Origin of the sequence: Pseudomonas sp. 3HC3 (assembly GCF_044904505.1) — a bacterium.
Classification (GTDB): domain Bacteria; phylum Pseudomonadota; class Gammaproteobacteria; order Pseudomonadales; family Pseudomonadaceae; genus Aquipseudomonas; species Aquipseudomonas putida_Y.
In genome coordinates, this window is sequence record NZ_JADDRH010000004.1 from 159,030 (window position 1) to 183,241 (window position 24,212).

Here is a 24,212-nt window from a genome sequence, read left to right on the forward strand (position 1 = left end):
TCACTTTGTACCCCCAGGCCGACGCTCCTCCCGCGGGCACCTTCCAAACCTGAGCTTGTAGCGCCGCGTGAAATACGATGGCAGTTCAAACCCACAGGCAAGGCTGACTTCAGTCACCGACATGTCAGTCTGGGCCAGCAGCTGCCGCGCCTTGTCCAGCCGTAACGCGAGATAGAAACTGCTCGGTGTTGCATCAAGGTGCATGCGAAACAAACGCTCCAGTTGACGCCTTGTCACCTTGATCGCGGCAGCCAGATCCAGCGTGCTCAGTGGTGGCTCGATGTGCTTTTCCATTTCGCCAATGGCATGGATCAGCTTCTTGTTGCTGATGCCATAACGCGCACCGATCTGCATGCGCTGGTGGTCCTGGCGCTGACGGATACGACCCAGCACGAACTGCTCGGACACCTTGACCGCCAGTTCGCTGCCGTGAGACTGGGCAATCAGGTGCAGCATCAAATCGATCGAGGCCGTTCCGCCGGCACAGGTGATGCGGCTGCGGTCAATCTCGAACAGTTCCTGGGTGGCTTGAAGGCCTGGATAGCGTTCCTTGAATGCCTCAAGCGCCTCCCAATGCAATGTCGCCCGGTAGCCCTCGAGCAGCCCTGCCTCGGCCAGCACCATCGCGCCCGTGTCGATACCACCGAGCATGACAGCTTCGTGGTTGAGCCGGCGCAGCGCATGCAGCAGTTTGGGTGCGACATTGGCCAGTGGCTCGAAGCCCGCAACCACCAGCAGGATGTTGGCCGGCTCCCCCTCCCCCAAGGCGGCATCGGCATTGATCGACATGCCATTGCTCGCCAGCACCGCCTCACCATCCAGGCTTAGCACCTGCCACCGGTACAACTGCCCACCAAAACGATTGGCCACCCGCAGTGGCTCCACCGCCGAAATGAACCCCATGGCGGAAAACCCGGGCACCAACAGAAAGGCTATCGTCTCCATCATCCCCTCCTCCACAGAAACTGGTCGCCCAGGTGCTAATTCCTGTCGCTAGCGTGCGCTTGGGCAAGGTAGCGCCAGCGTAGCGTATTCACACGGTCCGCAGAGGCCGCCCTCAATAACAATATGCACTGCCGATGGAGAGCCACCATGCAAAGCTTGATCCGCCGCAGCCTGTTGTCCCTTGCCCTGAGCAGCATCGTTGCCACCCCGCTTTTCGCCGCCGAGCCCGCCGCGTGCAAAAACGTGCGCCTTGGTGTGGTCAACTGGACCGACGTCATTGCCACCAGCGCCATGGCCCAGGTACTGCTCGACGGCCTGGGGTACCAGACCAAACAGACCAGTGCCTCGCAACAGATCATCTTCGCCGGCATCCGCGACAAACGCCTGGACATGTTCCTGGGTTACTGGAACCCGATCATGACTCAGACCATTACCCCGTTCATCGATGCCAACCAGGTCAAAGTGCTGGACAAGCCAAGCCTGGAAGACGCGCGCGCCACCTTGGCCGTGCCGAAATACCTCTACGACAAGGGCCTGAAGACCTTCGCCGACATCCACAAGTTCGAGAAAGAGCTGGGCGGCAAGATCTATGGCATTGAACCGGGTTCCGGCGCCAACACCCAGATCAAGGCAATGATCACCAAGAACCAGTTCGACCTGGGCAAGTTCCAGCTGGTCGAGTCCAGCGAGGCCGGCATGCTCGCCGCCGTCGACCGCGCGGTGCGGCGCAAGGAGGCCGTGGTGTTCTTCGGTTGGGCGCCGCACCCGATGAACGTGAACATCGACATGGCCTACCTGGGTGACAGCCAGGATGCGCTTGGCCCTGACGAAGGCCGTGCGACGGTGTGGACGGTGACGGCGCCGGACTACGCCGAACGCTGCCCCAATGCCCACCGCCTGCTGGCCAACCTGAAGTTCAGCGCCGAGGACGAGAGCCGCATGATGCAGCCACTGCTCGACCACAAGGACGCGCTGGAATCAGCCCGCCAGTGGCTCAAGGACCACCCAGAGGACAAGGCCCGCTGGCTTGAGGGTGTGACCACCTTCGATGGCAAGCCGGCCGCGGACAACCTCAAGCTTACCGCCAACTGACAGGGCCCTTTCGCGGGCACGCCCGCTCCCACAGGTACAGCGCCACACTCGGGATCACATTGATCCTGTGGGAGCGGGCATGCCCGCGAAAAAGCCAACACCGACATCACAAGGAACTGCACCATGAACCACGACGTCATCATCACCTGCGCCCTTACCGGCGCAGGCGACACCGCCTCGAAAAGCCACCTGGTCCCGGTTACCCCCAAGCAGATCGCCGAAGCCGCCGTGGAAGCCGCCAAAGCAGGTGCCACCGTGGTCCACTGCCACGTCCGCGACCCGCAGACCGGCCGTTTCAGCCGCGATGTGGCGCTGTACCGTGAAGTCATGGAGCGTATCCGCGAAGCCGACGTGGACATCATCGTCAACCTCACCGCAGGTATGGGCGGCGACCTGGAAATCGGCCCGGGTGAAACGCCGCTGGCGTTCGGCCCGGGCACCGACCTGATCGGCCCGCTGGAGCGCCTGGCCCATGTCGAAGCACTGTTGCCGGAAATCTGCACCCTCGATTGCGGCACCCTCAACTTCGGTGACGGCAACTCGATCTACGTGTCCACCCCGGCCCAACTGCGCGCCGGCGCCAAGCGCATTACCGAACTGGGTGTGAAGGCCGAGCTGGAAATCTTCGACACCGGCCACCTGTGGTTCGCCAAGCAAATGATCAAGGAAGGCCTGCTCGAAGACCCGTTGTTCCAGCTGTGCCTGGGCATCCCGTGGGGCGCACCGGCTGACACCACCACCATGAAGGCCATGGTCGACAACCTGCCTGCCAACGTCACCTGGGCCGGCTTCGGCATCGGCCGCATGCAGATGCCCATGGCCGCGCAGGCCGTGTTGCTCGGCGGCAATGTGCGGGTTGGCCTGGAAGACAACTTGTATCTGGACCGTGGCGTGCTGGCCAGCAATGGCCAACTGGTGGAACGCGCAAGCGAGATCATCACCCGCATGGGTGGCCGCGTGCTCAGCCCGGCAGAAGGCCGGGAAAAAATGAACCTCAAGCGCCGCTGATCCTTTCAACGATCGCAAATGCGCCGAAGACCCTGTGGGAGCGGGCAACGCGATGGATGGCACCGGCCGCGCCGGTGTTCGCGGGCATGCCCGCTCCCACAGGGTTAGGCATTAACCCTGATGACTGTGTTTTACCCTGAGGACTAGCTATGCCCTTTATCACTGAAATCAGAACCTTCGCCGCCCTGGGTAGCGGCGTGATCGGCAGCGGCTGGGTCGCACGCGCTCTGGCCCATGGCCTGGACGTGGTGGCCTGGGACCCGGCGCCCGGCGCCGAACAGGCACTGCGCAAACGTGTCGCCAACGCCTGGCCGGCACTGGAAAAGCAAGGCCTGGCCCCTGGCGCATCGCAAGACCGCCTGAAGTTCGTGGCAACCATCGAGGAATGCGTGCGCAACGCCGATTTCATCCAGGAAAGCGCACCAGAGCGCCTGGACCTCAAGCTCGACCTGCACGCCAAAATCAGCGCCGCAGCCAAGCCTGACGCAATCATCGGTTCAAGCACTTCGGGCCTGCTGCCCAGCGAGTTCTACGAGTCGTCCACTCACCCTGAGCGCTGCGTTGTCGGCCACCCGTTCAACCCGGTGTACCTGCTGCCGCTGGTCGAGATCGTCGGCGGCAGCCGCACCTCACCCGAGGCCATTGAAGCTGCCAAAACCATCTACACCGCACTCGGCATGCGCCCGCTGCATGTGCGCAAGGAAGTGCCAGGCTTCATCGCCGACCGCCTGCTCGAAGCCCTCTGGCGCGAGGCCCTGCACCTGGTCAACGACGGCGTTGCCACCACGGGCGAAATCGACGACGCGATTCGCTTCGGCGCAGGCTTGCGCTGGTCGTTCATGGGCACGTTTCTGACCTATACCCTGGCCGGTGGCGATGCCGGCATGCGCCACTTCATGTCACAGTTCGGCCCTGCCCTGAAGCTGCCCTGGACGTACTTGCCAGCACCGGAACTGACCGACAAGCTGATCGACGATGTGGTGAGCGGCACCTCTGAGCAACAGGGCGAGCGCAGTATCGCTGCACTGGAACGCTACCGTGACGATACCTTGTTGGCGGTGCTCGAAGCGGTGAAAACCAGCAAGGCCAGCCACGGCCTGTCATTCAGCGATTAAGGAGGCCACGATGCCCGCTCTGATCACCTACCGCACCACGGTCCAGGAGGACTGGGTCGATTACAACGGCCACCTGCGGGATGCCTTCTACCTGCTGATCTTCAGCTACGCGACCGATGCCCTGATGGAGCGCATCGGCCTGGACGCCGATAGCCGCGGGCAAAGCGGTAATTCGCTGTTCACGCTGGAGGCGCATATCAATTATCTGCACGAGGTGAAGCTGGATACTGAGGTGTGGGTGCAAACGCAGATCATCGGGTTCGACCACAAGCGTCTTCACGTGTATCACAGCCTGCACCGGGCAGGGTTCGACGAGGTCCTGGCGGCGAGCGAGCAGATGTTACTGCACGTGGACCTGGCGGGGCCGCAGTCAGCGCCTTTTGGGCACACCACTGTTTACCAATTGAACCACTTGGTAGAGCAACAGGAGGGGGCGCCGGCGCCGCAATACATCGGCCGCACCTTAAAGCTTCCTTCTTGAATGACCAGGGAGCCGGCGCCAAGGTCTCCATAGATACGAAGCACCCTGGCGCCTTCACTCGCAACAATCAGACAGTACAGAAGCGGACAACCATAGCGAACGCTCTATATATTGGCCCGGTCAGTCTTCTTGTAAATCTGAACACTTCTGGTTTACCACCGCCAGAATGTACATCCGTGGTTATGCCCCCCAGAGAAGTTATTTCCCGCCTAACAACTCTTTACCTTGTAAAAATGTTGACGGACATAACTTGCTCGGGGTAATCCACTGTCGAAGTCTTTACCTCAGCCCACACGGGATCGACATCATTATCCTTGCTAGCACTTTCAAGTGCTTCACGGCGCTGATCAGGTTTAATCTGAAATAGCGTGCCGGCTAAACCTTCGAGATAATTCGAATGCTCCGAGGCTGTACACCCTACAAAAAATAAACACAGCACCTAACAAGCAAAACTTTAATTTTTCCGGTCCATGTCCATGCTCCAGATATCGGAGCCTTACACGTCCACGGACATCGATTCCCAAAAACCAATATAAATAAAAGTTGCAAAAAAATAACCCCGGAAAGCCGTGAGCTACCGGGGCCAAGAGCGAGCAACATCCACTGTGCGTGAGCGAGGGTGACCAAACCCTCTGTACCGTGAATGGCTTCAGTGTGCGTGCTTGCCTGGTAGGGGATTTAGTCGTAAACGACCTGTTCTTAGCCAAAGCAGCCATGGCGACATTCTGTCCTTGCGAGGCTGTCGCGCACGTCACAGAATCGGTCGTAAATCACAGCAGCACTCTCTTAGCGATAAAAGGGACAACAGCCATGATGCATGCGGATTTGATTGATCAGGACGACCTCGCCGGCCATTTGCGCGCGCGCGGTTTCGATATTCCTGCCGGGGCCAGTGCCGAACAGGCTTGTGAAGCGGTGGTTCGTGGACTGAACGAGCCCAATGCGCGAGCGCTGAAGGGGATGGTGGAGCAGATGTACACCGGTAGTGCGACGATCCTGCCGGCAGTGCGCCAGGCCATCGACAAGCAGCTGTTGCCGGCGCTGGCGCAGTTCAACAAACGCGCGTAATTCATTTACCCCAAAACGGCCCCTTCACGGGACAAGCCCACCCCCACAGATCACCCGCTGACTCAAGTTCAGCGGGTGATCTGTGGGGGTGGGCTTGTCCCGTGAAAAAGTCGACTCGATATCAGAGCCTTACACTGGCAAATGTCGACTCGTTGCGCGCCTGGCTCAGGGCCGCCATCGGCCCGCTGTGCGGCGACAGGGTCATGGCCTGAGGAATCGGCATCATGGCCACCTGCTGCGCGGTGTTGGAGCCCACACGCTCGTCACGCGGCGGAATGCCAAAGTACTCGCGATAGCACTTGGAGAAGTGCGGGGTCGACACGAAGCCGCACACCGATGCCACTTCGATGATCGACATCGGCGTCTGCTTCAGCAACTGCCGCGCACGGATCAGGCGCAACTTCAGGTAGTAGCGCGACGGCGAGCAGTGCAGGTACTTCTGGAACAGGCGCTCCAGCTGGCGTCGCGAAACCGACACATACACCGCCAGTTCGTCCAGGTCGATCGGCTCCTCCAGATTGGCCTCCATCAGCGCGACGATTTCCTGCAACTTCGGCTGGTTGGTGCCAAGCATGTGCTTGAGCGGCACACGCTGGTGATCCTGCTCGTTGCGAATACGCTCGTAGACGAACATCTCGGAGATCGCCGCCGACAGCTCGCGGCCGTGATCACGGCTGATCAGGTGCAGCATCATGTCCAGCGGCGCGGTGCCACCGGAGCTGGTGAAGCGGTTGCGGTCAAGGGTGAACAGACGGGTGCTCATGTTCACCCGCGGGAAGGCTTCCTGCATTGCGGCCAGGCATTCCCAGTGCACGCTGCAATCGAAGCCGTCGAGCAGGCCAGCGCAGGCCAGCGCCCAACTGCCGGTGCACACGGCGCCCAACCTGCGCGACTGACGGGCCTGGGCTTGCAACCAGGTGACGTGCTCACGGGTGACGGAACGCTGGATGCCAACACCCCCACAGACAATCACGGTATCGATGGGCGGAGCATTGCTGATTGCGGCATCCGGTGTGATTTGCAGACCATCGCTGGCCCACACCTGACCGCCATCGACCGTCAGCGTGTGCCAGCGATACAGCTCACGGCCAGACAGCTGGTTGGCCATGCGCAGCGGCTCGACCGCCGATGCCAGGGAAATCAGGGTGAAATTGTCCAATAGAAGAAACCCGATGGACTGGGGTGTTGTGCGGTTCTGGGTTGGATTCCCGGAGTTGTACGACGTCATCGCGATTTCTCCTCACACAAATGCAGGGTGTGCCTCAGGCGGGCACTTACTTCTTGTTATGACCCCTCGGTCATTTTCCGGGGGTAGGCTTGCCAATCTCAACGCAAACGCCGTGCCTAAACTTGAACGGCCATCCAAAAAAACCTGAAAACGACGCCTTTATTGGGCATTTCAAGTACTTGCATCGTGTTGGCCAGTCGTCCAAAACAGGCGAGCTAGCGCGTTGCCTGTAACGGTTGAGCAGTTTAGTGACACGCGCCGCGTGGGTTTCCCAGAAGCGACACCCTTAAGTGTCACCGACAACGCCAACACTGATCGCGACATCCGACGAACGGTAGACGGGGCGCTCATCACTGCACCATAAAGAGGCATTGGCGGTTGTGTTGCACCCGCATCAGCCTCAAGGGCGTCTTCGCGGGCAAGCCCGCTCCTACAGGGATTGCACAGTTCCTGTAGGAGCGGGCTTGCTCGCGAAGACGCACTGGAGGTCAGATCAGCAAATCAGCACTCGATAGCGCTGACCGCGAGGCCGCCGCGCGAGGTCTCTTTGTACTTGTCGTGCATATCGGCCCCGGTATCGCGCATGGTGCGGATTACCTGGTCGAGGGAAATGAAGTGCTCACCATCACCGCGTAACGCCATCTGCACTGCGTTGATGGCCTTCACCGCTGCAATCGCGTTGCGCTCGATGCAGGGTACTTGCACCAACCCGCCAACCGGGTCGCAGGTCAGGCCAAGGTTGTGTTCCAGGGCAATTTCAGCGGCGTTCTCAACCTGTGGCGGAGTGGCGCCGAGGACTTCGGCAAGGCCCGCTGCGGCCATCGCGCAGGCCGAGCCGACTTCCCCCTGGCAGCCCACTTCGGCACCAGAGATCGAGGCGTTCTTCTTGCACAGGATGCCCACGGCGGCGGCAGCCAGGAAGTAGTCGACAACGCTGGACTCATCAACCTCATCACTGAAACGCATGTAGTAATGCAGCACAGCCGGGATGATGCCCGCCGCGCCGTTGGTCGGCGCGGTCACCATGCGCCCGCCAGCGGCGTTTTCTTCATTGACCGCCAAGGCGAACAGGTTGACCCATTCCATGGCACTCATGGTCGAGCCGATCACGTTGGGCTTGCCGATTTCCTGCAGGCTGCGGTGCAGCTTGGCGGCGCGGCGGCGCACGTTCAGCCCGCCGGGTAGCGTGCCCTCGTACTTGAGGCCGTTGTTGACGCATTCCTGCATGGCCTCCCAGAGCTTGTGCAGGCCAGCGCGAATTTCTTCCTCGCTGCGCCAGACCTTCTCGTTGGCCATCATCAATTGCGACACGCTGAGGTCGTTTTGTTTGCACAGGCGCAGCAGTTCGGCGGCGCTGTTGAAGTCGTACGGCAGCACTGTCTGGTCAGCATCCAGCACACCGCTGGCGGCTTGGGCTGCATCGACCACAAAGCCGCCACCCACCGAGTAATAGGTGTCGCGGTGCAACTCGCCCTGCTCGCCTTCGGCAATCAGGGTCATGGCGTTGGGGTGATACGGCAGGTTCTCGTCCAGCAGCAGCATGTCGCGGGCCCAGACAAACTCGATGGGCAAGCGGCTATCCAGCTGCAGGGTGTTGGTTTCGCGCAGGTCGGCGATACGCGGCACGATCTGGGTCGGGTCAATGGCGTCAGGCCACTCGCCCATCAGGCCCATGATGGTGGCGTTGTCGGTGCCATGACCAATACCGGTGGCCGACAGCGAGCCATACAGGCGCACTTCGATCCGTTTTACACGTTCCAGCTCGCCGCGTTCGCGCAGGCCCTGAACGAACAGGGCGCCAGCACGCATGGGGCCGACGGTGTGGGAGCTGGAGGGCCCGACACCGATCTTGAACAGGTCGAACACGCTGATGGCCATTGTCGAATCACCTCTTGCTGGGCTTGTCTCTGCGCGCCATGCGCAGGGCGGGTTAGCTGCTAGGCTCAAACAGCGGGCCGCCTTGAATGCCAGCATCATCGGGCTTTTACCGCCTACCTCGCCGTCTGCAACCGACGTACTTTTGTCCAGCAGCGCCGCGCTGTTTTCAACCGAAAACTGAGGCCACCGCGCCGTTTTCCAGCGGCCTGGTGACGCAAAAATGCGTGTGAGGGGGTGGAAAAATCCATAAGCGACATCGCCCATACTGGATACGACCCGTTCCGTACTGGATACGACCCCACCAGTAGGCGATTGCCCGGCGCTGGAGGATTATCGAAAGCGACTCGTAAAGCACGGCCACGCATCCTGCCCTCTGCAGGCCTGGTCGACCGGACCCTCAGAAAGCCCGGCGACCCACGCGAACCCGAAGACAATATCTCAGGAGTCCATCCATGAAAGGTTCACCCTCGCTGTTGCTGGTTGCGCTGCTGTCCGCGCCATTGCTGGCCCAGGCAGCCGAACCCGAGCAGTGTCAGACTGTACGCTTCTCCGATGTCGGCTGGACCGACATCACAGTCACGACCGCGACCACCAGCGTTGTGCTCGAAGCCCTGGGTTACAAGACCCACACCACCATGATCTCGGTACCGGTGACCTACAAGTCGCTGGCCACCGGCAAGGACCTGGACGTGTTTCTCGGCAACTGGATGCCGACCATGGAGAACGACATCAAGCAATACCGCGACGCCGGCACGGTAGAAACCGTGCGCGCCAACCTGGAAAACGCCAAGTACACCCTGGCAGTCCCTCAGGCGCTGTATGACAAGGGCCTGAAGGATTTCAGCGACATTCCCAAGTTCAAGAAGGAACTGAACGGCAAGATCTACGGCATCGAACCGGGTAACGACGGCAACCGCACCATCCAGAGCATGATCGACAAGAACGCCTTTGGCTTGAAGGACGCCGGTTTCAAGATCGTGCAGTCCAGCGAGGCGGGCATGCTGTCGCAGGTTGATCGCGCGCAGAAACGCGGCGAGGCAATGGTGTTTCTGGGCTGGGAGCCACACCCGATGAACACCCGCTTCAAGATGCAGTACCTGACCGGCGGGGACGAATTCTTCGGCCCCGACTTCGGCAAGGCCACCGTGCTGACAAACACCCGCAAGGGGTATACGCAGGAATGCAGCAACGTTGGCCAACTGCTTAAAAACCTGTCGTTTGAGCTCAAGGATGAAAGCACCATGATGGGCTATGTCCTGGACGACAAGATGAAACCCGAAGCCGCCGCCAGGAAATGGATCAAGGACAACCCAGGCAAGCTGGATGCCTGGCTGGCCGGCGTAACCACCGTTGATGGCAAACCCGGCCTGGAGGCGGCCAAGGCCAAGCTTACGCAATAACGAACTACGCAGTGGCGCTACCTCGGGGCAGGACCGTGCCTGCTCCGGGTTGATTTCAATCTATGCAGGTGGAAGCTCGCTATCATGCTTATCGATCAGAAAATACCCTTGGGCCAGTACATCGCGTCGTTCGTCGAATGGCTGACCCAGCATGGCGCGAATTACTTCGACGCCATCGCGCAAGGCCTGGAGTTCATGATCTACGGGGTCACCAGTACCCTTACCTGGTTCAACCCGCTCGTTCTCATCGCCCTGTTCGCCGCCCTGGCGCACCTGATCCAGCGCAAGTGGGCGCTGACGGCGTTCGTTGCCCTGTCGTTCCTGCTGATCCTCAACCTGGGTTACTGGCAGGAAACCATGGAAACCCTGGCGCAGGTCACCTTCGCCACGGTGGTATGTGTGTTGATCGGCGTACCACTGGGCATCCTCGCCGCGCACAAACCGATGTTCTATACCGCCATGCGCCCGGTGCTCGACCTGATGCAGACGGTGCCCACCTTCGTCTACCTGATCCCTACCCTGACCCTGTTCGGTCTGGGCGTGGTACCGGGGCTGATCTCCACCGTGGTGTTCGCCATCGCCGCGCCCATTCGCCTGACCTACCTGGGCATCTGCGACGTGCCGCAAGAGTTGATGGACGCCGGCAAGGCCTTTGGCTGCTCGCGTCGTCAACTGCTTACCCGTATCGAACTGCCGCACGCGATGCCAAGCATCGCCGCCGGTGTCACTCAATGCATCATGCTGTCGCTGTCGATGGTGGTAATTGCCGCCCTGGTCGGCGCTGACGGCCTGGGCAAACCTGTGGTCAACGCACTGAACACCGCCGATATCTCCCTGGGCTTCGAAGCGGGCCTGGCGATCGTGCTGCTGGCAATCATGCTCGACCGTATCTGCAAGCAACCGGAACTGCCGGTAAGGGGTGAGGCATGAGCATCATTCGTTTCGAAGACGTCGACGTCATCTTCTCCAACAAGCCGCGCGAGGCACTGTCGCTGCTGGACCAAGGCCAGACCCGCGAGCAGATCCTCAAGCAGACCGGCCTGGTGGTGGGTGTCGAAAAGGCCAACCTCGATATCAACAAAGGCGAGATCTGCGTGCTGATGGGCTTGTCCGGCTCGGGCAAGTCGAGCCTGCTGCGCTGCATCAACGGCCTCAACACCGTCAGCCGCGGCAAGTTGTTCGTCGAGCACGAAGGCAGGCACATCGACATTGCCAACTGCTCCGCGGCCGAACTGAAGATGATGCGCACCAAGCGCATCGCCATGGTGTTCCAGAAGTTTGCCCTGATGCCCTGGCTGACGGTGCGCGAGAACATCAGCTTTGGCCTGGAAATGCAGGGTCGTCCGGAAAAGGAACGGCGCAAGCTGGTCGACGAGAAGCTTGAGCTGGTGGGCCTGACCCAGTGGCGCAACAAGAAGCCGGATGAGCTTTCTGGCGGCATGCAACAGCGCGTGGGTCTGGCCCGGGCGCTGGCGATGGATGCCGACATCTTGCTGATGGACGAACCGTTCTCGGCGCTGGATCCCCTGATCCGCCAGGGCCTGCAAGATGAGCTGCTTGGCTTGCAGGCCAAGCTGAGCAAAACCATCGTGTTCGTCAGCCACGACCTGGACGAAGCGCTGAAACTGGGTACCCGCATTGCGATCATGAAAGACGGACGGATCATCCAGTACAGCAAGCCGGAGGAGATCGTGCTGAACCCGGCCGACGAATACGTGCGCACCTTCGTCGCCCATACCAACCCGCTTAACGTGCTGTGCGGCCGCAGCCTGATGCGCAGCCTGGACAACTGCAAACGGGTCAATGGCTCGGTGTGCCTGGACCCAGGTATCGACTCGTGGCTGGACCTTGGCGAAGGCGGCGCGCTCAAGCGTGCACGCCAGGGCCAGAACGGTCTGGACATGCAGAAATGGGCACCGGGGCAAGATGTGGAGTTGCTGGAGCGCAGGCCGACTGTGGTGCACGCCGATATTGGCATGCGTGACGCACTGCAGATTCGTTATCAGACCGGCAACAAGCTGGTGCTGCAGGATAACGACAAGGTGGTGGGGATTCTCGGGGATACCGAGCTTTACCACGCGCTGCTCGGCAAGACCCTCGGCTGAGGTAATTGGGGCCGCTTCGCGGCCCTTCGCGGGCACGCCCGCTCCCACAGGTTTGCTGAGATCTCTGTGGGAGCGGGCGTGCCCGCGAAGGGCTGCAAAGCAGCCCCGATCAATGGATCAGCGAACGACAATCCCGCGCGAAGCCATGTAGGCCTTGGCCTCCGGCACTGTGTACTCGCCAAAGTGGAAGATGCTGGCCGCCAGCACCGCGCTGGCGTGCCCTTCCAGAATGCCGTCTGCCAGGTGCTGCAGGCTACCCACACCCCCCGAGGCAATCACCGGAATGCCCAGCGCATCACTGATAGCGCGGGTGACCCCCAGGTCGAAGCCGTTCTTCATGCCGTCCTGGTCCATGCTGGTCAGCAGGATCTCGCCAGCGCCCAGGCCTTCCATCTTCTTCGCCCACTCGACTGCATCCAGCCCGGTCGGCTTGCGCCCGCCGTGAGTGAAAATCTCCCAGCGCGGCTCTTCACCTGGCCCGGACACTTTCTTGGCATCGATGGCGACAACGATGCACTGCGAGCCGAAACGGTCCGCCGCCTCGCCGACAAACTCCGGGTTGAACACCGCGGCGGTGTTGATCGAGACCTTGTCGGCACCGGCGTTGAGCAGGTTGCGGATGTCCTGCACGGTACGCACGCCACCACCGACCGTCAGCGGGATGAACACCTGGCTGGCCATGCGCTCGACGGTATGCAGCGTGGTGTCGCGGCCATCGACGCTGGCGGTGATGTCGAGAAAGGTGATTTCGTCGGCACCTTGCTCGTCGTAGCGACGGGCGATTTCCACCGGGTCGCCGGCATCACGGATGTTCTCGAACTTGACGCCCTTGACCACCCGGCCGTTGTCCACGTCCAGGCAAGGGATAATGCGCTTGGCCAGTGCCATGGTTCAGTCCTCAGCCTTGGTAGTTGTCACAGAAGGCCTGGGCCTCAGCGACATCCAGGGTGCCTTCGTAGATGGCACGGCCAGTGATGGCGCCGATGATGCCCGGGGCCTTGGCGTCCAGCAGGGCCTTGATGTCGCCCAGGTTGTGAATGCCACCCGAGGCGATCACCGGGATACGGGTGGCTTCAGCCAGTGCCTTGGTGAAGGGCACGTTGCAGCCCTGCATCATGCCGTCCTTTGCGATGTCGGTGTAGACGATCGCCGAGACGCCATCGGCCTCGAAACGCTTGGCCAGGTCGATGACCTGCACCGAGCTGACTTCGGCCCAACCGTCGGTGGCGACGAAACCGTCCTTGGCGTCCAGGCCGACGATGACCTTGCCCGGGAAGGCTTTGCACGCTTCAGCGACGAACTCGGGCTGCTTGACTGCCTTGGTGCCGATGATCACGTAGCTGACGCCAGCCTTGACGTAGTGTTCGATGGTTTCCAGCGAACGGATACCGCCGCCGATCTGGATCGGCAGGTTCGGGTAGCGCTTGGCGATGGCGGTAACCACTTCACCATTGACCGGCTGGCCTTCGAAGGCGCCGTTGAGGTCGACCAGGTGCAGGCGGCGGCAACCACCCTCGACCCACTTGGCGGCCATGCTCACCGGGTCGTCGGAAAATACCGTAGAGTCTTCCATGCGGCCCTGGCGCAGGCGCACGCAAGCACCGTCCTTCAGATCGATAGCGGGGATAATCAGCATCTTGGGAACCTGTCTATTTGTTGGGTTTCAGGGCTTCTCGAGTGCCCACAGGTCGCTTTCGATGCTCTCGAACCGCTCCTTGAGGTGCAGCTGAACATCGGCAATCGCCCTGTTGTAGTAATGGGGTGCAATCTCTTTGCTGAACAGCTCGAGGACCTCGGCCACCTCGAATGACCCCAACTGCAGCTCGAAGCGGTCTTCGAGGAAGCGCTTCAAGGTATCGAGCGCTTCGCGCTCCTGTTCGGGGGCAAGGGTGATGCTCGGGGCCTTGGTCTTCGACCTGCTCATTTACCAGCGCCCGTCCCAGGCGATGAAGTTCTGCAGCAGTTGCAGGCCATGGGTATGGCTCTTCTCCGGGTGGAACTGCACGGCAAAGCGCGAACCATCGGCCAGCGCTGCGGCGAAGTCGACGCCATAGTGACCGCGCCCCACCACCTGGCCCGGTTTGCCGGCATTGATGTAGTAGCTGTGCACGAAGTAAAAACGTGCGCGGTCAGGGATGTCGTGCCACAGCGGGTGGTCGATGGTCTGGGCGACTTCGTTCCAGCCCATGTGCGGCACCTTAAGGTGCTCGCCGTCTTCTTGCAGGTCTTTGCCGAAAAAACGCACCTGGCCAGGGAACAGGCCGATGCAGTCGACGCCGGTGTTTTCCTCACTGTGCTCGAGCAGCGCCTGCATACCGACGCAGATGCCGAGGAACGGGCGGTCTTGGCTGACTTCGCGCACCAGGCTGTCGAAGCCCAGGCGGCGGATCTCGGCCATGCAGTCGCGAATCGCGCCCACGCCCGGGAACACCACACGGTCGGCTTCGCGGATCACTGAGGCATCGCTGGTAACCAGCACTTTACCGGCACCTACGTGCTCAAGCGCCTTGGCCACCGAGTGCAGGTTACCCATGCCATAGTCGATTACGGCTACCGTTTGCATTTACAGGCACCCTTTGGTGGAAGGCATCTGCCCGGCCATACGCTCGTCGAGGGTGATGGCCATACGCAGGGCGCGGCCGAAAGCCTTGAATACGGTTTCGATCTGGTGGTGGGTGTTGTGGCCACGCAGGTTGTCGATGTGCAGGGTTACCAGGGCGTGGTTGACGAAGCCCTGGAAAAACTCCTGGAACAGGTCGACATCAAAGCCGCCAACGCTGGCACGGGTATACGGCACGTGCATCTGCAGGCCTGGGCGGCCAGAGAAGTCGATGACCACGCGTGACAGCGCTTCGTCCAGCGGCACGTAGGCGTGGCCGTAGCGGAAGATACCTTTCTTGTCACCGATGGCTTGGGCGAATGCCATGCCCAGGGTGATGCCGACGTCTTCGACGGTATGGTGATCGTCGATATGCGTGTCACCCTTGCACTCGATATCCAGATCGATCAGCCCATGGCGGGCGATCTGGTCCAGCATGTGTTCAAGGAAGGGCACACCGATATCGAATCGGGCCTTGCCACTGCCATCGAGGTTGATCGAGCACTTGACCTGGGTTTCCAGGGTATTGCGCTCGACGGAAGCCTTACGTTCAACCATCACCAGCTCCGCAAAATCATTGGGCGAAAAGGGGTTCATTATAGGCCCAGAACGCGCCAGCTTGAAACGCGGATGACATATGGCAAAGCCAGGATTTACGCGGACCGGATGCCGCTACAGGTCTATACAACCAATACGGCCCGCCCCTGCATCTGCGAAAGGGGCGCAACGCGCCCCCTGCTGATCAATGGAACAGCACAGCGGTCTTCTGCAAGGTCACCCAGACACCCCAGGCCAACGGCACAACCACCACCGCCCAGGCCAGCAATACCAGTGGCAGGCTGCCTGGCGCCGCTGTCCACTCCAGCGACCGCGCCCCATCGGCGCCCTTGTCATGGCTCAACGCGCGCTCGGCCGCCAGTTCGGCATCACTCATGAAGTGCTTGTCGGCCACCGGGCGCACCAGCATGTTGCAGATAAAGCCCAGCACCAGCAGACCCGCGAGAATGTACAAGGTCATGTCATAAGCCGCTGCCCGCTCCACACCTGCCGCCAGTTGATACTCGCGCAGGTAGGTGATCAGCACCGGCCCCAGCACCCCCGCTGCCGCCCAAGCGGTCAGCAGGCGACCATGGATGGCACCCACCATCTGCGTGCCGAACAGGTCGGCCAGGTAGGCCGGCACCGTTGCAAAGCCACCGCCATACATCGACAGAATGATGCAGAACGCGGCCACGAAAAGTGCCACGTTGCCCAGGTGCCCCATGTTCGGTACCAGGCTGTACAAGCCCACACCCAAGGCGAAGAAGGCAAAGTAGGTGTTCTTGCGGCCGATGTAGTCGGAGAACGATGCCCAGAAGAACCGGCCGCCAATGTTGAACAGGCTCAGCAGGCCGGTAAAGCCGGCGGCGATCGCGGCAATCTGCGCCAGCTGTGCAGTGCTCAGCTGGCTGAAGGTCAGTTCGTTGCCCAGTAATTTACCGGCGAACACTTCCTGCAGCAGCGGCGAAGCCATACCGATAATGCCGATGCCCGCCGACACGTTCAGGCACAGCACCAGCCAGATCAGCGCGAACTGCGGGGTCTTCCAGGCCACACTGACGTGCACGTGACGGTCGGTGACCATGGCGTTACTGGCATTCTTCAACGGCGCAGCCCAGCCTTCAGGCTTCCAGCCGGTCGGTGGTACGCGATACGCCAGGGCGCCAGCGGTCATGAACACGAAGTAGATCGCCGCCATGGCGACAAAGCTCTGCCATACGCCCACCTCGTGCTCATTGCCAAAATGCCCCATAAGCGCGGTGGCCAGCGGTGCTCCTACCATGGCCCCGCCGCCGAAGCCCATGATCGCCATACCGGTGGCCATGCCGCGTTTGTCCGGGAACCACTTGATCAAGGTCGATACCGGCGAGATGTAGCCCAGGCCCAGGCCGATACCGCCGATTACGCCGGAGCCAAGCCACATCAGCCACAGCTGATGGGTTTTCACACCTATCGCCGAAAGCAGCATGCCACCGCACCAGCACAAGGCCGACACCAGGCCAGCCTTGCGCGGGCCGGCGTGCTCCAGCCAACCGCCCAGCACCGCCGCCGAGCAGCCGAGGAAGACGAAGAACAGAGTGTAGATCCAGCTCAACATCGAGATTGGCCAGTCGCATTCAGCGCTGAACATTCGGGCCATGAAGCCCATGTCTGCCGCACAGGCGACGGGGGCGGTGATCCCAAGGGCTTGCGACAAAGGCAGCCAGAATACCGAAAAGCCGTAGGCCATACCGATGCACAGGTGAATGGCCAGGGCGGCTGGCGGGACCAGCCAGCGGTTGAAGCCTGGGCGGGCGATTATGCGTTCCTTCGACAGAAAGCCTGGCGCACTGGCCGAGGTTCCCGTCGCGACAGTACTGGTCATGGATCTGATCCTTGTTATTGGGAGGGTGCTCGCGAAGCGGCGCAAGGGTAGCAGCATCAAGCAGCATGAAAGCAATCTGCCATCGTTCAATTTTGCCTAACTGAAACGGTCATGCTCCCGGCACCCGCTCAATACTAGGCTGTCGAAAGCCGTAACATCTGATACAGGCGTAGGAATTTCCTACATCTCTAGTCGTACAAGCAGGGGTAACCGCTACGGCGTTATACTCTGCCGCCTGAACTCACTAACGGACTAAAAGGACTCGCCCATGAAAGCGTTCGGCAAAATCCTGGGACTGGGGCTTCTCGGGTTACTGCTGATCATCGTGGCGCTGGGCTTCGCCCTGACCCACCTCTTTGATCCCAACGACTACAAAGACGAGATTCGCCAGCTTGCACGCGACAAGGCTCACATCGAACTGACCCTCAACGGTGACATCGGCTGGAGCCTGTTCCCATGGCTGGGCCTGGAGCTGCACGAAGCCAGCATCGCTACCTTGAACAACCCCAAGGAGCCGTTCGCCGACCTGCAGATGCTTGGCCTTTCGGTCCGTGTGCTGCCGCTGCTGCGCCGCGAAGTGCAAATGAGCGACGTACGTGTCGAAGGTCTGAACCTGACCCTGGCGCGTGACGAACAGGGCCATGGCAACTGGGAAGACATCGGCAAGCCGCTGCCCGCGCAGAACGGCGCAAGCACCGATGCATCCGCACAGGCTCCTGCCGAGCAGAAGCCTGCGACCGCCGACAGCAACGAGCGCGCCATCAAGCTGGACATCGACAGCCTGACCGTGAACAACGCCCGCGTGCAGTACACCGATGCCAAGACCGGCCACAGCTACAGCGCCGAAAGCATCCAGCTGAGCACCGGCCCGATCCATGAAGGCGCAAACATCCCGCTCAAGGCCAGCGCCTTCATCAGCGCCAGCCAGCCGAACATCAAGGCTCGTACCGAGCTGGCCGGCGAATTGCGCTTCGACCGCAAGCTCAAGCGCTACAACTTCGAAGACATGCGCCTGTCGGGCGAGACCTCGGGTGAGCCTACTGGCGGCAAGACCGTGACCTTCGCCGCCCAAGGCCAACTGCTGGTCGACCTGGCCGCCAATGTCGCCTCGTGGAACGGCCTGAAAGTTTCGGCCAACCAACTGCGCGCCCTCGGTGAGCTGAACCTGCGTGATCTGGACAAGGCACCCCAGCTGAGCGGCGGCCTGTCCATCGCACAGTTCAACCTGCGCGCCTTCCTTGAAAGCATTGGCCACCCTCTGCCGGCCACCAACGACCCGGCCGCCTTCGCCAAACTGGAACTGGTCACTCGCCTGCAGGGCACGCCCAGCAGCCTGGCCCTGGAAGACCTGGCGGTGAAGCTGGACGACAGCACCTTCAGCGGCCGCGTGTCCGTCGAAGATTTCGCCAAACAAGCCCTGCGCCTGCAGCTTAAGGGCGACACCTTCGACGCCGACCGCTACCTGCCGGCCAAGAGCGAAGAAGCCAAGGGCGCCACCGCTGCGCGCCAGGCCGAGGTCAAGCAACAAGAGGCCAGCGCCGTAGCCAGTGCCGGCTCCACACCACTGCCCAGCGCCCCAACACAAGTGGCATGGAGCGACGACAAGCTGCTGCCGGTCGACCGGCTGCGCGCCCTCGACCTGCAGGCCGACCTGGCCTTCGGCTCGTTGACCCTGGACAAGCTGCCGATCGAAGGCGCCCAGCTCAAGGCAGTTGGCCAAGGCGGCCTGCTGACCCTGCAAACCCTGCGCGGAGAGCTGTACAACGGCACCTTCGAAGCCAAGGGCACGGTCGACGTGCGCCCTGCCGTGCCACAGCTGGGTGTGAACACCAACATCCAGCGGGTGCCGGTGGAGCACTTCATCAAGACCGAAGGCAAGGAACAGACGCCACCGGTCAAGGGCCTGCTGACCCTGACCAGTGATCTGACAGCCACTGGTAACAGCCAGAAGGCCCTGGTCGACACCCTGAACGGCAGCGCAAACTTCGCCATCAACGATGGCGTGCTGGTCAATGCCAACCTGGAACAGCAACTGTGCCAGGCCATCGCCACGCTCAATCGCAAGACGCTGAGCAGCGAGCCACGCGGCAAGGACACCCCGTTCCAGGAACTGCGCGGCAGCCTGGTGGTACGCAATGGCGTCGCCAGCAACCCGGATCTCAAGGCGCGCATCCCGGGCCTGACCGTCAACGGCCATGGTGACCTCGACCTGCGCGTGCTGGGCATGGACTACAACATCGGCGTAATCGTCGAAGGCGACCAGCGTGCCATGCCGGACCCGGCCTGCCAGGTCAACGAACGTTATGTGGGTGTTGAAGTACCCCTGCGCTGCCGTGGCCCGCTGGAACTCGGCGCAAAGGCCTGCCGCCTCGACCAGAACGGCCTGGGCAAGGTTGCCGCCAAGCTGGCCGGCAACCGCCTGAAAGACAAGATCGATGAAAAGCTTGATGAAAAACTGGGAGACAAAGTGAGCCCGGAACTGAAAGACGCGCTCAAGGGGTTGTTCAAGCGATGAGCCCCGAGCAGTTCTCCAGCGCTGTGCTGGACTGGTATGACGAGCACGGCCGGCACGACCTGCCCTGGCAACAGGGCATCACCCCGTACCGCGTGTGGGTGTCGGAAATCATGTTGCAGCAGACCCAGGTCAGCACCGTGCTCAACTACTTCGACCGCTTCATGCAGGCCCTGCCAACCGTGCAAGCCCTGGCCGAGGCACCGGAGGACGAAGTGCTGCACCTGTGGACGGGCCTGGGCTACTACACCCGCGCACGCAACCTGCAAAAAGCCGCCAAGGTCGTCGTCGAGCAACATGGCGGCGAATTCCCGCGCAGTGTCGAGCAGCTTACCGAGCTGCCCGGCATCGGCCGCTCGACTGCCGGCGCCATCGCCAGCATCAGCATGGGCATCCGCGCACCGATCCTCGACGGCAACGTCAAGCGCGTGCTGGCACGCTACACCGCTCAGGCGGGCTACCCAGGCGAACCCAAGGTTGCCAACCAGCTATGGGCCACCGCCGAGCGTTTCACCCCGCAACAACGCGCCAACCACTACACCCAGGCGATGATGGACATGGGCGCCACGCTGTGCACGCGCAGCAAGCCCAGTTGCCTGATCTGCCCGTTGCAGCGTGGCTGCGAAGCGCACCTGCACGGCGAAGAAACCCGCTACCCCGAGCCCAAACCGCGCAAGGCGCTGCCGCAACGGCGCACACTGATGCCACTGCTGGCCAACCACGAAGGCGCCATCCTGCTTTACCGCCGTCCTTCCAGCGGCCTGTGGGGTGGTTTGTGGAGCCTCCCGGAACTGGACGACATTGCCCAGCTCGACGACCTGGCCTACCAGCACGGCCTGCGCCTGGCTGGCCGCCATGCAATGGACGGCCTGACCCATACCTTCAGCCACTTCCAGCTGGCAATCGAACCCTGGCTAGTACGCGTCGACCCGGTCGGCGAGCACGTGGCCGAGGCCGACTGGCTCTGGTATAACCTCGCCACCCCGCCGCGTCTGGGCCTCGCCGCCCCGGTGAAAAAGCTGCTTGAACGCGCGACCGACGAACTGATTGCAGGAGACGCCCGATGACCCGCACCGTGATGTGCCGCAAGTACCAAGAAGAACTACCCGGCCTGGAACGCCCGCCCTACCCCGGCGCCAAGGGCCAGGACATCTTCGAACACATCTCGCAGAAAGCCTGGGCCGACTGGCAGAAGCACCAGACCATGCTGATCAACGAAAAGCGCCTGAACATGATGAACGCCGAGGACCGCAAATTCCTCCAGGCCGAAATGGACAAGTTTTTCGCCGGCGAAGAATACGCCCAGGCCGAAGGCTACGTTCCACCGGCCGAATGACCCCAAAAATCGTAAGCGACGGAATTAATTTAAAATTTTTTCAAAAAGTCGTTGACGAGCGGTCCGGAAATCTATTTAATTCACCTCGTCGCCCAGATAGCTCAGTCGGTAGAGCAGAGGATTGAAAATCCTCGTGTCGGCGGTTCGACTCCGTCTCTGGGCACCACCTTCAAGCTTCTGGTGGTTGCAAAGTTACCCGAAGCGACAACAAGAAACCCGCCTAGTGCGGGTTTTTTGTTGTCTGTGATTTTTAACTTCATGCGGCTTCGAAGAACACCAGATTTCACAACGCAACCTGAAGGCTCGCCATGCAATCGAGAAACCCGCAGCCATAAGCAGACTGCGGGTCGAACCTTACTCGTCCGACATGGAACGAAGATGCTCGAATGCATCCTCGGTCATGTGCCCGAGGTAGGAGATGCTGTGCAACCGAAGGTGGCCGTGTTGCTTGCCTTTTTCGATGACGGCAGCGATGTCAGCCTTTGTAATCCTCTGCTCGTCGCAACCGGCGAAACCGGTTGGATAGTAAACCCTGCCATCGTCCGTGTAGCCGTACAGGGTGACCAGATAAAAGTGCTTCATGACTCCTCCTTTGCAGCGCAAACGTGCGCATCACTCACAGACGCCGAATTGGCGCGGTGAAAGGCTGCCAGCCAGCATGGCTGGCAGCGGGAGAGAAGCTACGCAGGGCCCACGGTTCGCATAATCTGGATATGTATCCCACAGACATCTCAAGCTGCAGCGCCCAGGAGCACTGCTTGGGTTTATCGGGCAATTGCGCTTCAATACGCGCACTTTCAGACACACCCAAGGATTTGCCCATGGCCACCCCTACCAAGCAACAGAAACGCGCCAAGCGCGCCGCCAGCAAGGCCAAGCAGAACCGCATGGTACGCAGCGGCCAAGCGGTCAAGGCCAGCGCCGGCGACAGCGCAAGCGTCGAGCAGGTGTACAACAAGGCCATGGAGTCGGGCAGCTACGACGCGATGTTCAACAAGATGAAGGAAGCCCAGGAAGGCGGCCTGGTGCCAATGATCTCGGTGTTCCTGGTGGATCCGCTGCTCGCCCTGGTGCTCAAGGGGCACAAGGAAGAACACGCCACCGACTACATCGTGCTGGTGTTCAACGCCTACCGCAAATGGCTGGACGGCGCTGACGAAGAGACCACCATGGCCTGGCTGGAGAGTGATGAGTTCCAGGACGCCTATATCGCCGCTTCCGAACTCGTGGCCAAACAGCAGCAACAGCAGAAGCAGTTTGGCTGACAGGGCCATGTAACCTGTTGTGGCCCCTGCGCGCCCCCTGTAGGAGCGGGTTTACCCGCGAATACGATGGCGGCTGCGACGGTGATCAGCCAGGGAAATTGGCCAGCAGGCCCGGCCCTTTCGTGGGTGAACCCGCTCCTACGGGCCTGTGGTGAACCTGCGGGCTTGCCCGCGAAAGGGCCGGGACAGGCAAAAAAAGGCCGCACCCTTCACAGGGCGCGGCCTTTTCATTTCAGCCAGCGCAGATCAGCTGTCCAGCGCCGCCCGCCCGGCAGCCTCGCGCTTGCGGTGCACCAGCAAGCCAGCTGCCACCACACCAATACTCAGCAGCGCAGTCGCAATGATCTCTACACGGTGATCCTCACGCAGCGCCATGACCACCAGAATGGCAACGATGAAGGCAATGGTCGCCCAGGTCAGCCCCGGGAACAGCCACATCTTGAAGGTGATCTTTTCGCCACGGGCTTCACGCTGGGCGCGCATGCGCAGTTGCGACACGGCGATCACCAGGTACACTAGCAGCGCAATGGCGCCAGAGCTGGCCAGCAGGAACTCGAATACCTGGGCTGGTGCCACGAAGTTGGCGAACACGCAGAGAAACGCCGCCGCAGTGGACAGCAGTACCGCCACGTGCGGGGTCGCCGCCTTGGTGGTGCGCTGGGCGATGGCCGGAGCATCACCACGCTTGCTCAGCGAGAACAACATGCGCGAAGAAGTGTATAGCGCCGAGTTCAGGCAGCTGGTTACTGCAACAAGCACGACGATGTCGACGATCAACTTGGCATTCGGCACACCGATACGGCTCAGCACGGTCTGGTACGAGCCAGCCTCGGCCAGGGCCGGGTCGTTCCACGGCACCAGGGCCACGACCAGGAAGATCGACACCAGGTAGAACAGGCAGATACGCCAGATTACCGAGTTGGTGGCACGACTGATCTGCTTGCCCGGGTCCTTCGACTCGGCAGCGGCGATGGTGACGATTTCAGTACCCATGAACGAGAACATGGTGGTCAGCATCGCGGCCAGCACTGCGCCCAGGCCGTTGGGCATGAAGCCCTGGGTATCGAACAGGTGGCTGGCACCGCTCACCTGGCTGCTCGGTACAAAGCCGAACAAAGCAGCACAGCCCACGGCGATGAAGCCGATGATCGCCAGCACTTTGAGCAGGGCAAACCAGAACTCGAACTCGCCGTAGTTCTTCACACTGCACAGGTTGGTAAGTGTCAGTGCCAGGGTAATGATGAGGGAGAACGCCCACAGGTCAACCGCCGGGAACCAGGCATGCAGAATGGCTGCGGCTGCGTTGGCTTCCAGCGGAATCACAAGCACCCAGAACCACCAGTACAGCCAACCAATGGTGAAACCGGCCCAGCGCCCGATGGCGCGGTCGGCATACGTAGAGAACGAACCAGTGTCAGGCGAGGCGACTGCCATTTCACCCAGCATACGCATGACCAGTACGACCAGCGTACCGGCGGCAGCGTAAGCCAGCAGCACGGCAGGGCCGGCAGCTGCGATGGCGTGGCCGGAGCCTACGAACAGGCCGGCACCGATGACGCCAGCGATGGACAGCATGGTCACATGCCGTTGCTTGAGCCCCTGAGCGAGGTCATTGGAATTGTTACCGCTCATTGAAACTACCTTTGTAAGGAGTGGACCACGCCGACTGCGGATACAGAGCGCGCCAGGGGTTGACCTAGGCGTCGCTGCAATCGGCGGTTTCCTACTGGCAATAAGCGCGCCAGGTGCTGAATGCATTCGTCAGAAAATTCTGCA

The 24,212-nt window shown here is 61.3% G+C and carries 23 protein-coding genes and 1 tRNA gene; 13 read left to right on the plus strand and 11 right to left on the minus strand.

The annotated features are described in order from the left end of the window. Complete coding sequence (locus INQ47_RS09665) at window positions 1-948, minus strand: GlxA family transcriptional regulator (RefSeq protein ID WP_404701584.1); 948 nt, start codon at window positions 946-948, stop codon at window positions 1-3. A 144-nt stretch (window positions 949-1,092) separates the two neighbouring features. Between INQ47_RS09665 and choX the strand changes: the two genes are divergently transcribed. The 5 genes from choX to INQ47_RS09690 all read left to right on the plus strand — a co-directional run bounded on the left by choX (window position 1,093) and on the right by INQ47_RS09690 (window position 5,709). After that, entirely contained in the window at window positions 1,093-2,037 is a 945-nt protein-coding gene (gene choX, locus INQ47_RS09670; RefSeq protein WP_404701585.1) for a choline ABC transporter substrate-binding protein, read from the plus strand. Between the two features lie 123 nt (window positions 2,038-2,160). Beyond that, window positions 2,161-3,045, plus strand: a complete 885-nt coding sequence (locus INQ47_RS09675; protein WP_252461083.1) for a 3-keto-5-aminohexanoate cleavage protein — start codon at window positions 2,161-2,163, stop codon at window positions 3,043-3,045. Between the two features lie 149 nt (window positions 3,046-3,194). Next, on the plus strand, window positions 3,195-4,160 hold the full coding sequence (locus INQ47_RS09680) for an L-carnitine dehydrogenase (RefSeq protein WP_252461082.1): 966 nt from the start codon (window positions 3,195-3,197) through the stop codon (window positions 4,158-4,160). Between the two features lie 10 nt (window positions 4,161-4,170). Continuing rightward, window positions 4,171-4,641, plus strand: coding sequence for a thioesterase family protein (locus tag INQ47_RS09685; RefSeq protein WP_252461081.1), 471 nt, complete (start codon window positions 4,171-4,173; stop codon window positions 4,639-4,641). Window positions 4,642-5,451: 810 nt separating this feature from the next. Further along, the gene (locus tag INQ47_RS09690) at window positions 5,452-5,709 is read left to right on the plus strand and encodes a hypothetical protein (RefSeq protein ID WP_021782639.1); all 258 of its coding nucleotides are present in this window, start codon (window positions 5,452-5,454) and stop codon (window positions 5,707-5,709) included. A 121-nt stretch (window positions 5,710-5,830) separates the two neighbouring features. On the opposite strand, the gene INQ47_RS09695 is transcribed toward INQ47_RS09690, so the two are convergent. Both INQ47_RS09695 and INQ47_RS09700 read right to left on the minus strand, forming a co-directional pair. Then, a complete protein-coding gene (locus tag INQ47_RS09695; RefSeq protein ID WP_176683577.1) occupies window positions 5,831-6,937 on the minus strand; it encodes a GlxA family transcriptional regulator in 1,107 nt (368 codons plus the stop codon). A 501-nt stretch (window positions 6,938-7,438) separates the two neighbouring features. Continuing rightward, window positions 7,439-8,815 carry an L-serine ammonia-lyase gene (locus INQ47_RS09700; RefSeq protein ID WP_404701586.1) on the minus strand — a complete coding sequence of 459 codons (1,377 nt, stop codon included), beginning with the start codon at window positions 8,813-8,815 and terminating at the stop codon, window positions 7,439-7,441. Between the two features lie 452 nt (window positions 8,816-9,267). Between INQ47_RS09700 and INQ47_RS09705 the strand changes: the two genes are divergently transcribed. The 3 genes from INQ47_RS09705 (at window position 9,268) to choV (ending at window position 12,320) form a co-directional block, all read left to right on the plus strand. Continuing rightward, window positions 9,268-10,215 carry a choline ABC transporter substrate-binding protein gene (locus INQ47_RS09705; protein ID WP_021782637.1) on the plus strand — a complete coding sequence of 316 codons (948 nt, stop codon included), beginning with the start codon at window positions 9,268-9,270 and terminating at the stop codon, window positions 10,213-10,215. A gap of 81 nt (window positions 10,216-10,296) precedes the next feature. Then, entirely contained in the window at window positions 10,297-11,145 is an 849-nt protein-coding gene (gene choW, locus INQ47_RS09710) for a choline ABC transporter permease subunit (protein WP_252461091.1), read from the plus strand. Further along, window positions 11,142-12,320, plus strand: a complete 1,179-nt coding sequence (gene choV, locus INQ47_RS09715; protein WP_404701587.1) for a choline ABC transporter ATP-binding protein — start codon at window positions 11,142-11,144, stop codon at window positions 12,318-12,320. The genes choW and choV overlap by 4 nt, the downstream gene beginning before the upstream one ends. A gap of 117 nt (window positions 12,321-12,437) precedes the next feature. Here choV and hisF read toward each other — a convergent pair whose 3' ends face one another. The 6 genes from hisF to INQ47_RS09745 form a co-directional block, all read right to left on the minus strand. Further along, entirely contained in the window at window positions 12,438-13,208 is a 771-nt protein-coding gene (gene hisF, locus INQ47_RS09720) for an imidazole glycerol phosphate synthase subunit HisF (RefSeq protein ID WP_252461077.1), read from the minus strand. A 10-nt stretch (window positions 13,209-13,218) separates the two neighbouring features. Continuing rightward, the gene (hisA, locus tag INQ47_RS09725; protein WP_003255731.1) at window positions 13,219-13,956 is read right to left on the minus strand and encodes a 1-(5-phosphoribosyl)-5-[(5-phosphoribosylamino)methylideneamino]imidazole-4-carboxamide isomerase; all 738 of its coding nucleotides are present in this window, start codon (window positions 13,954-13,956) and stop codon (window positions 13,219-13,221) included. Window positions 13,957-13,983: 27 nt separating this feature from the next. After that, window positions 13,984-14,244: a DUF2164 domain-containing protein gene (locus INQ47_RS09730; protein WP_021782634.1), complete on the minus strand. Its 261-nt coding sequence runs from the start codon at window positions 14,242-14,244 to the stop codon at window positions 13,984-13,986. Continuing rightward, window positions 14,245-14,883, minus strand: a complete 639-nt coding sequence (gene hisH / locus INQ47_RS09735; protein WP_176683582.1) for an imidazole glycerol phosphate synthase subunit HisH — start codon at window positions 14,881-14,883, stop codon at window positions 14,245-14,247. After that, window positions 14,884-15,477, minus strand: coding sequence for an imidazoleglycerol-phosphate dehydratase HisB (gene hisB / locus INQ47_RS09740; protein WP_003255736.1), 594 nt, complete (start codon window positions 15,475-15,477; stop codon window positions 14,884-14,886). It abuts the gene before it with no gap. Window positions 15,478-15,661: 184 nt separating this feature from the next. Beyond that, a complete protein-coding gene (locus tag INQ47_RS09745) occupies window positions 15,662-17,323 on the minus strand; it encodes an OFA family MFS transporter (protein WP_252461066.1) in 1,662 nt (553 codons plus the stop codon). A 268-nt stretch (window positions 17,324-17,591) separates the two neighbouring features. Here INQ47_RS09745 and INQ47_RS09750 point away from each other — a divergent pair, with 268 nt between their 5' ends. From INQ47_RS09750 to INQ47_RS09765, 4 genes are all read left to right on the plus strand, one after another. Beyond that, complete coding sequence (locus INQ47_RS09750) at window positions 17,592-19,838, plus strand: AsmA family protein (RefSeq protein WP_404701588.1); 2,247 nt, start codon at window positions 17,592-17,594, stop codon at window positions 19,836-19,838. Next, window positions 19,835-20,902 (plus strand): A/G-specific adenine glycosylase, encoded by a 1,068-nt coding sequence (mutY, locus tag INQ47_RS09755; RefSeq protein ID WP_064615102.1) that lies wholly within the window; start codon window positions 19,835-19,837, stop codon window positions 20,900-20,902. Before INQ47_RS09750 ends, mutY begins: the two co-directional genes overlap by 4 nt. Further along, window positions 20,899-21,171, plus strand: a complete 273-nt coding sequence (locus INQ47_RS09760; RefSeq protein WP_003255742.1) for an oxidative damage protection protein — start codon at window positions 20,899-20,901, stop codon at window positions 21,169-21,171. Before mutY ends, INQ47_RS09760 begins: the two co-directional genes overlap by 4 nt. Before the next feature lie 90 nt (window positions 21,172-21,261). Further along, window positions 21,262-21,337 (plus strand) — tRNA-Phe (locus INQ47_RS09765). A 188-nt stretch (window positions 21,338-21,525) separates the two neighbouring features. Here the strand turns inward: INQ47_RS09765 and INQ47_RS09770 are convergent. Then, the gene (locus INQ47_RS09770; protein ID WP_176683584.1) at window positions 21,526-21,753 is read right to left on the minus strand and encodes a hypothetical protein; all 228 of its coding nucleotides are present in this window, start codon (window positions 21,751-21,753) and stop codon (window positions 21,526-21,528) included. A 239-nt stretch (window positions 21,754-21,992) separates the two neighbouring features. Between INQ47_RS09770 and INQ47_RS09775 the strand changes: the two genes are divergently transcribed. Next, window positions 21,993-22,436, plus strand: coding sequence for a hypothetical protein (locus tag INQ47_RS09775; protein WP_014589364.1), 444 nt, complete (start codon window positions 21,993-21,995; stop codon window positions 22,434-22,436). A 246-nt stretch (window positions 22,437-22,682) separates the two neighbouring features. On the opposite strand, the gene gabP is transcribed toward INQ47_RS09775, so the two are convergent. Further along, window positions 22,683-24,068, minus strand: a complete 1,386-nt coding sequence (gene gabP / locus INQ47_RS09780; RefSeq protein ID WP_252461061.1) for a GABA permease — start codon at window positions 24,066-24,068, stop codon at window positions 22,683-22,685. Window positions 24,069-24,212 lie beyond the last annotated feature (144 nt).

Bases quoted from the DNA above. Each gene is read 5' to 3' on its own strand.
- INQ47_RS09665 (WP_404701584.1), bottom strand. From the start codon at position 948: ATGATGGAGACGATAGCCTTTCTGTTGGTGCCCGGGTTTTCCGCCATG.
- choX (WP_404701585.1), top strand. From the start codon at position 1,093: ATGCAAAGCTTGATCCGCCGCAGCCTGTTGTCCCTTGCCCTGAGCAGC.
- INQ47_RS09675 (WP_252461083.1), top strand. From the start codon at position 2,161: ATGAACCACGACGTCATCATCACCTGCGCCCTTACCGGCGCAGGCGAC.
- INQ47_RS09680 (WP_252461082.1), top strand. From the start codon at position 3,195: ATGCCCTTTATCACTGAAATCAGAACCTTCGCCGCCCTGGGTAGCGGC.
- INQ47_RS09685 (WP_252461081.1), top strand. From the start codon at position 4,171: ATGCCCGCTCTGATCACCTACCGCACCACGGTCCAGGAGGACTGGGTC.
- INQ47_RS09690 (WP_021782639.1), top strand. From the start codon at position 5,452: ATGATGCATGCGGATTTGATTGATCAGGACGACCTCGCCGGCCATTTG.
- INQ47_RS09695 (WP_176683577.1), bottom strand. From the start codon at position 6,937: ATGACGTCGTACAACTCCGGGAATCCAACCCAGAACCGCACAACACCC.
- INQ47_RS09700 (WP_404701586.1), bottom strand. From the start codon at position 8,815: ATGGCCATCAGCGTGTTCGACCTGTTCAAGATCGGTGTCGGGCCCTCC.
- INQ47_RS09705 (WP_021782637.1), top strand. From the start codon at position 9,268: ATGAAAGGTTCACCCTCGCTGTTGCTGGTTGCGCTGCTGTCCGCGCCA.
- choV (WP_404701587.1), top strand. From the start codon at position 11,142: ATGAGCATCATTCGTTTCGAAGACGTCGACGTCATCTTCTCCAACAAG.
- hisF (WP_252461077.1), bottom strand. From the start codon at position 13,208: ATGGCACTGGCCAAGCGCATTATCCCTTGCCTGGACGTGGACAACGGC.
- hisA (WP_003255731.1), bottom strand. From the start codon at position 13,956: ATGCTGATTATCCCCGCTATCGATCTGAAGGACGGTGCTTGCGTGCGC.
- INQ47_RS09730 (WP_021782634.1), bottom strand. From the start codon at position 14,244: ATGAGCAGGTCGAAGACCAAGGCCCCGAGCATCACCCTTGCCCCCGAA.
- hisH (WP_176683582.1), bottom strand. From the start codon at position 14,883: ATGCAAACGGTAGCCGTAATCGACTATGGCATGGGTAACCTGCACTCG.
- hisB (WP_003255736.1), bottom strand. From the start codon at position 15,477: ATGGTTGAACGTAAGGCTTCCGTCGAGCGCAATACCCTGGAAACCCAG.
- INQ47_RS09745 (WP_252461066.1), bottom strand. From the start codon at position 17,323: ATGACCAGTACTGTCGCGACGGGAACCTCGGCCAGTGCGCCAGGCTTT.
- INQ47_RS09750 (WP_404701588.1), top strand. From the start codon at position 17,592: ATGAAAGCGTTCGGCAAAATCCTGGGACTGGGGCTTCTCGGGTTACTG.
- mutY (WP_064615102.1), top strand. From the start codon at position 19,835: ATGAGCCCCGAGCAGTTCTCCAGCGCTGTGCTGGACTGGTATGACGAG.
- INQ47_RS09760 (WP_003255742.1), top strand. From the start codon at position 20,899: ATGACCCGCACCGTGATGTGCCGCAAGTACCAAGAAGAACTACCCGGC.
- INQ47_RS09770 (WP_176683584.1), bottom strand. From the start codon at position 21,753: ATGAAGCACTTTTATCTGGTCACCCTGTACGGCTACACGGACGATGGC.
- INQ47_RS09775 (WP_014589364.1), top strand. From the start codon at position 21,993: ATGGCCACCCCTACCAAGCAACAGAAACGCGCCAAGCGCGCCGCCAGC.
- gabP (WP_252461061.1), bottom strand. From the start codon at position 24,068: ATGAGCGGTAACAATTCCAATGACCTCGCTCAGGGGCTCAAGCAACGG.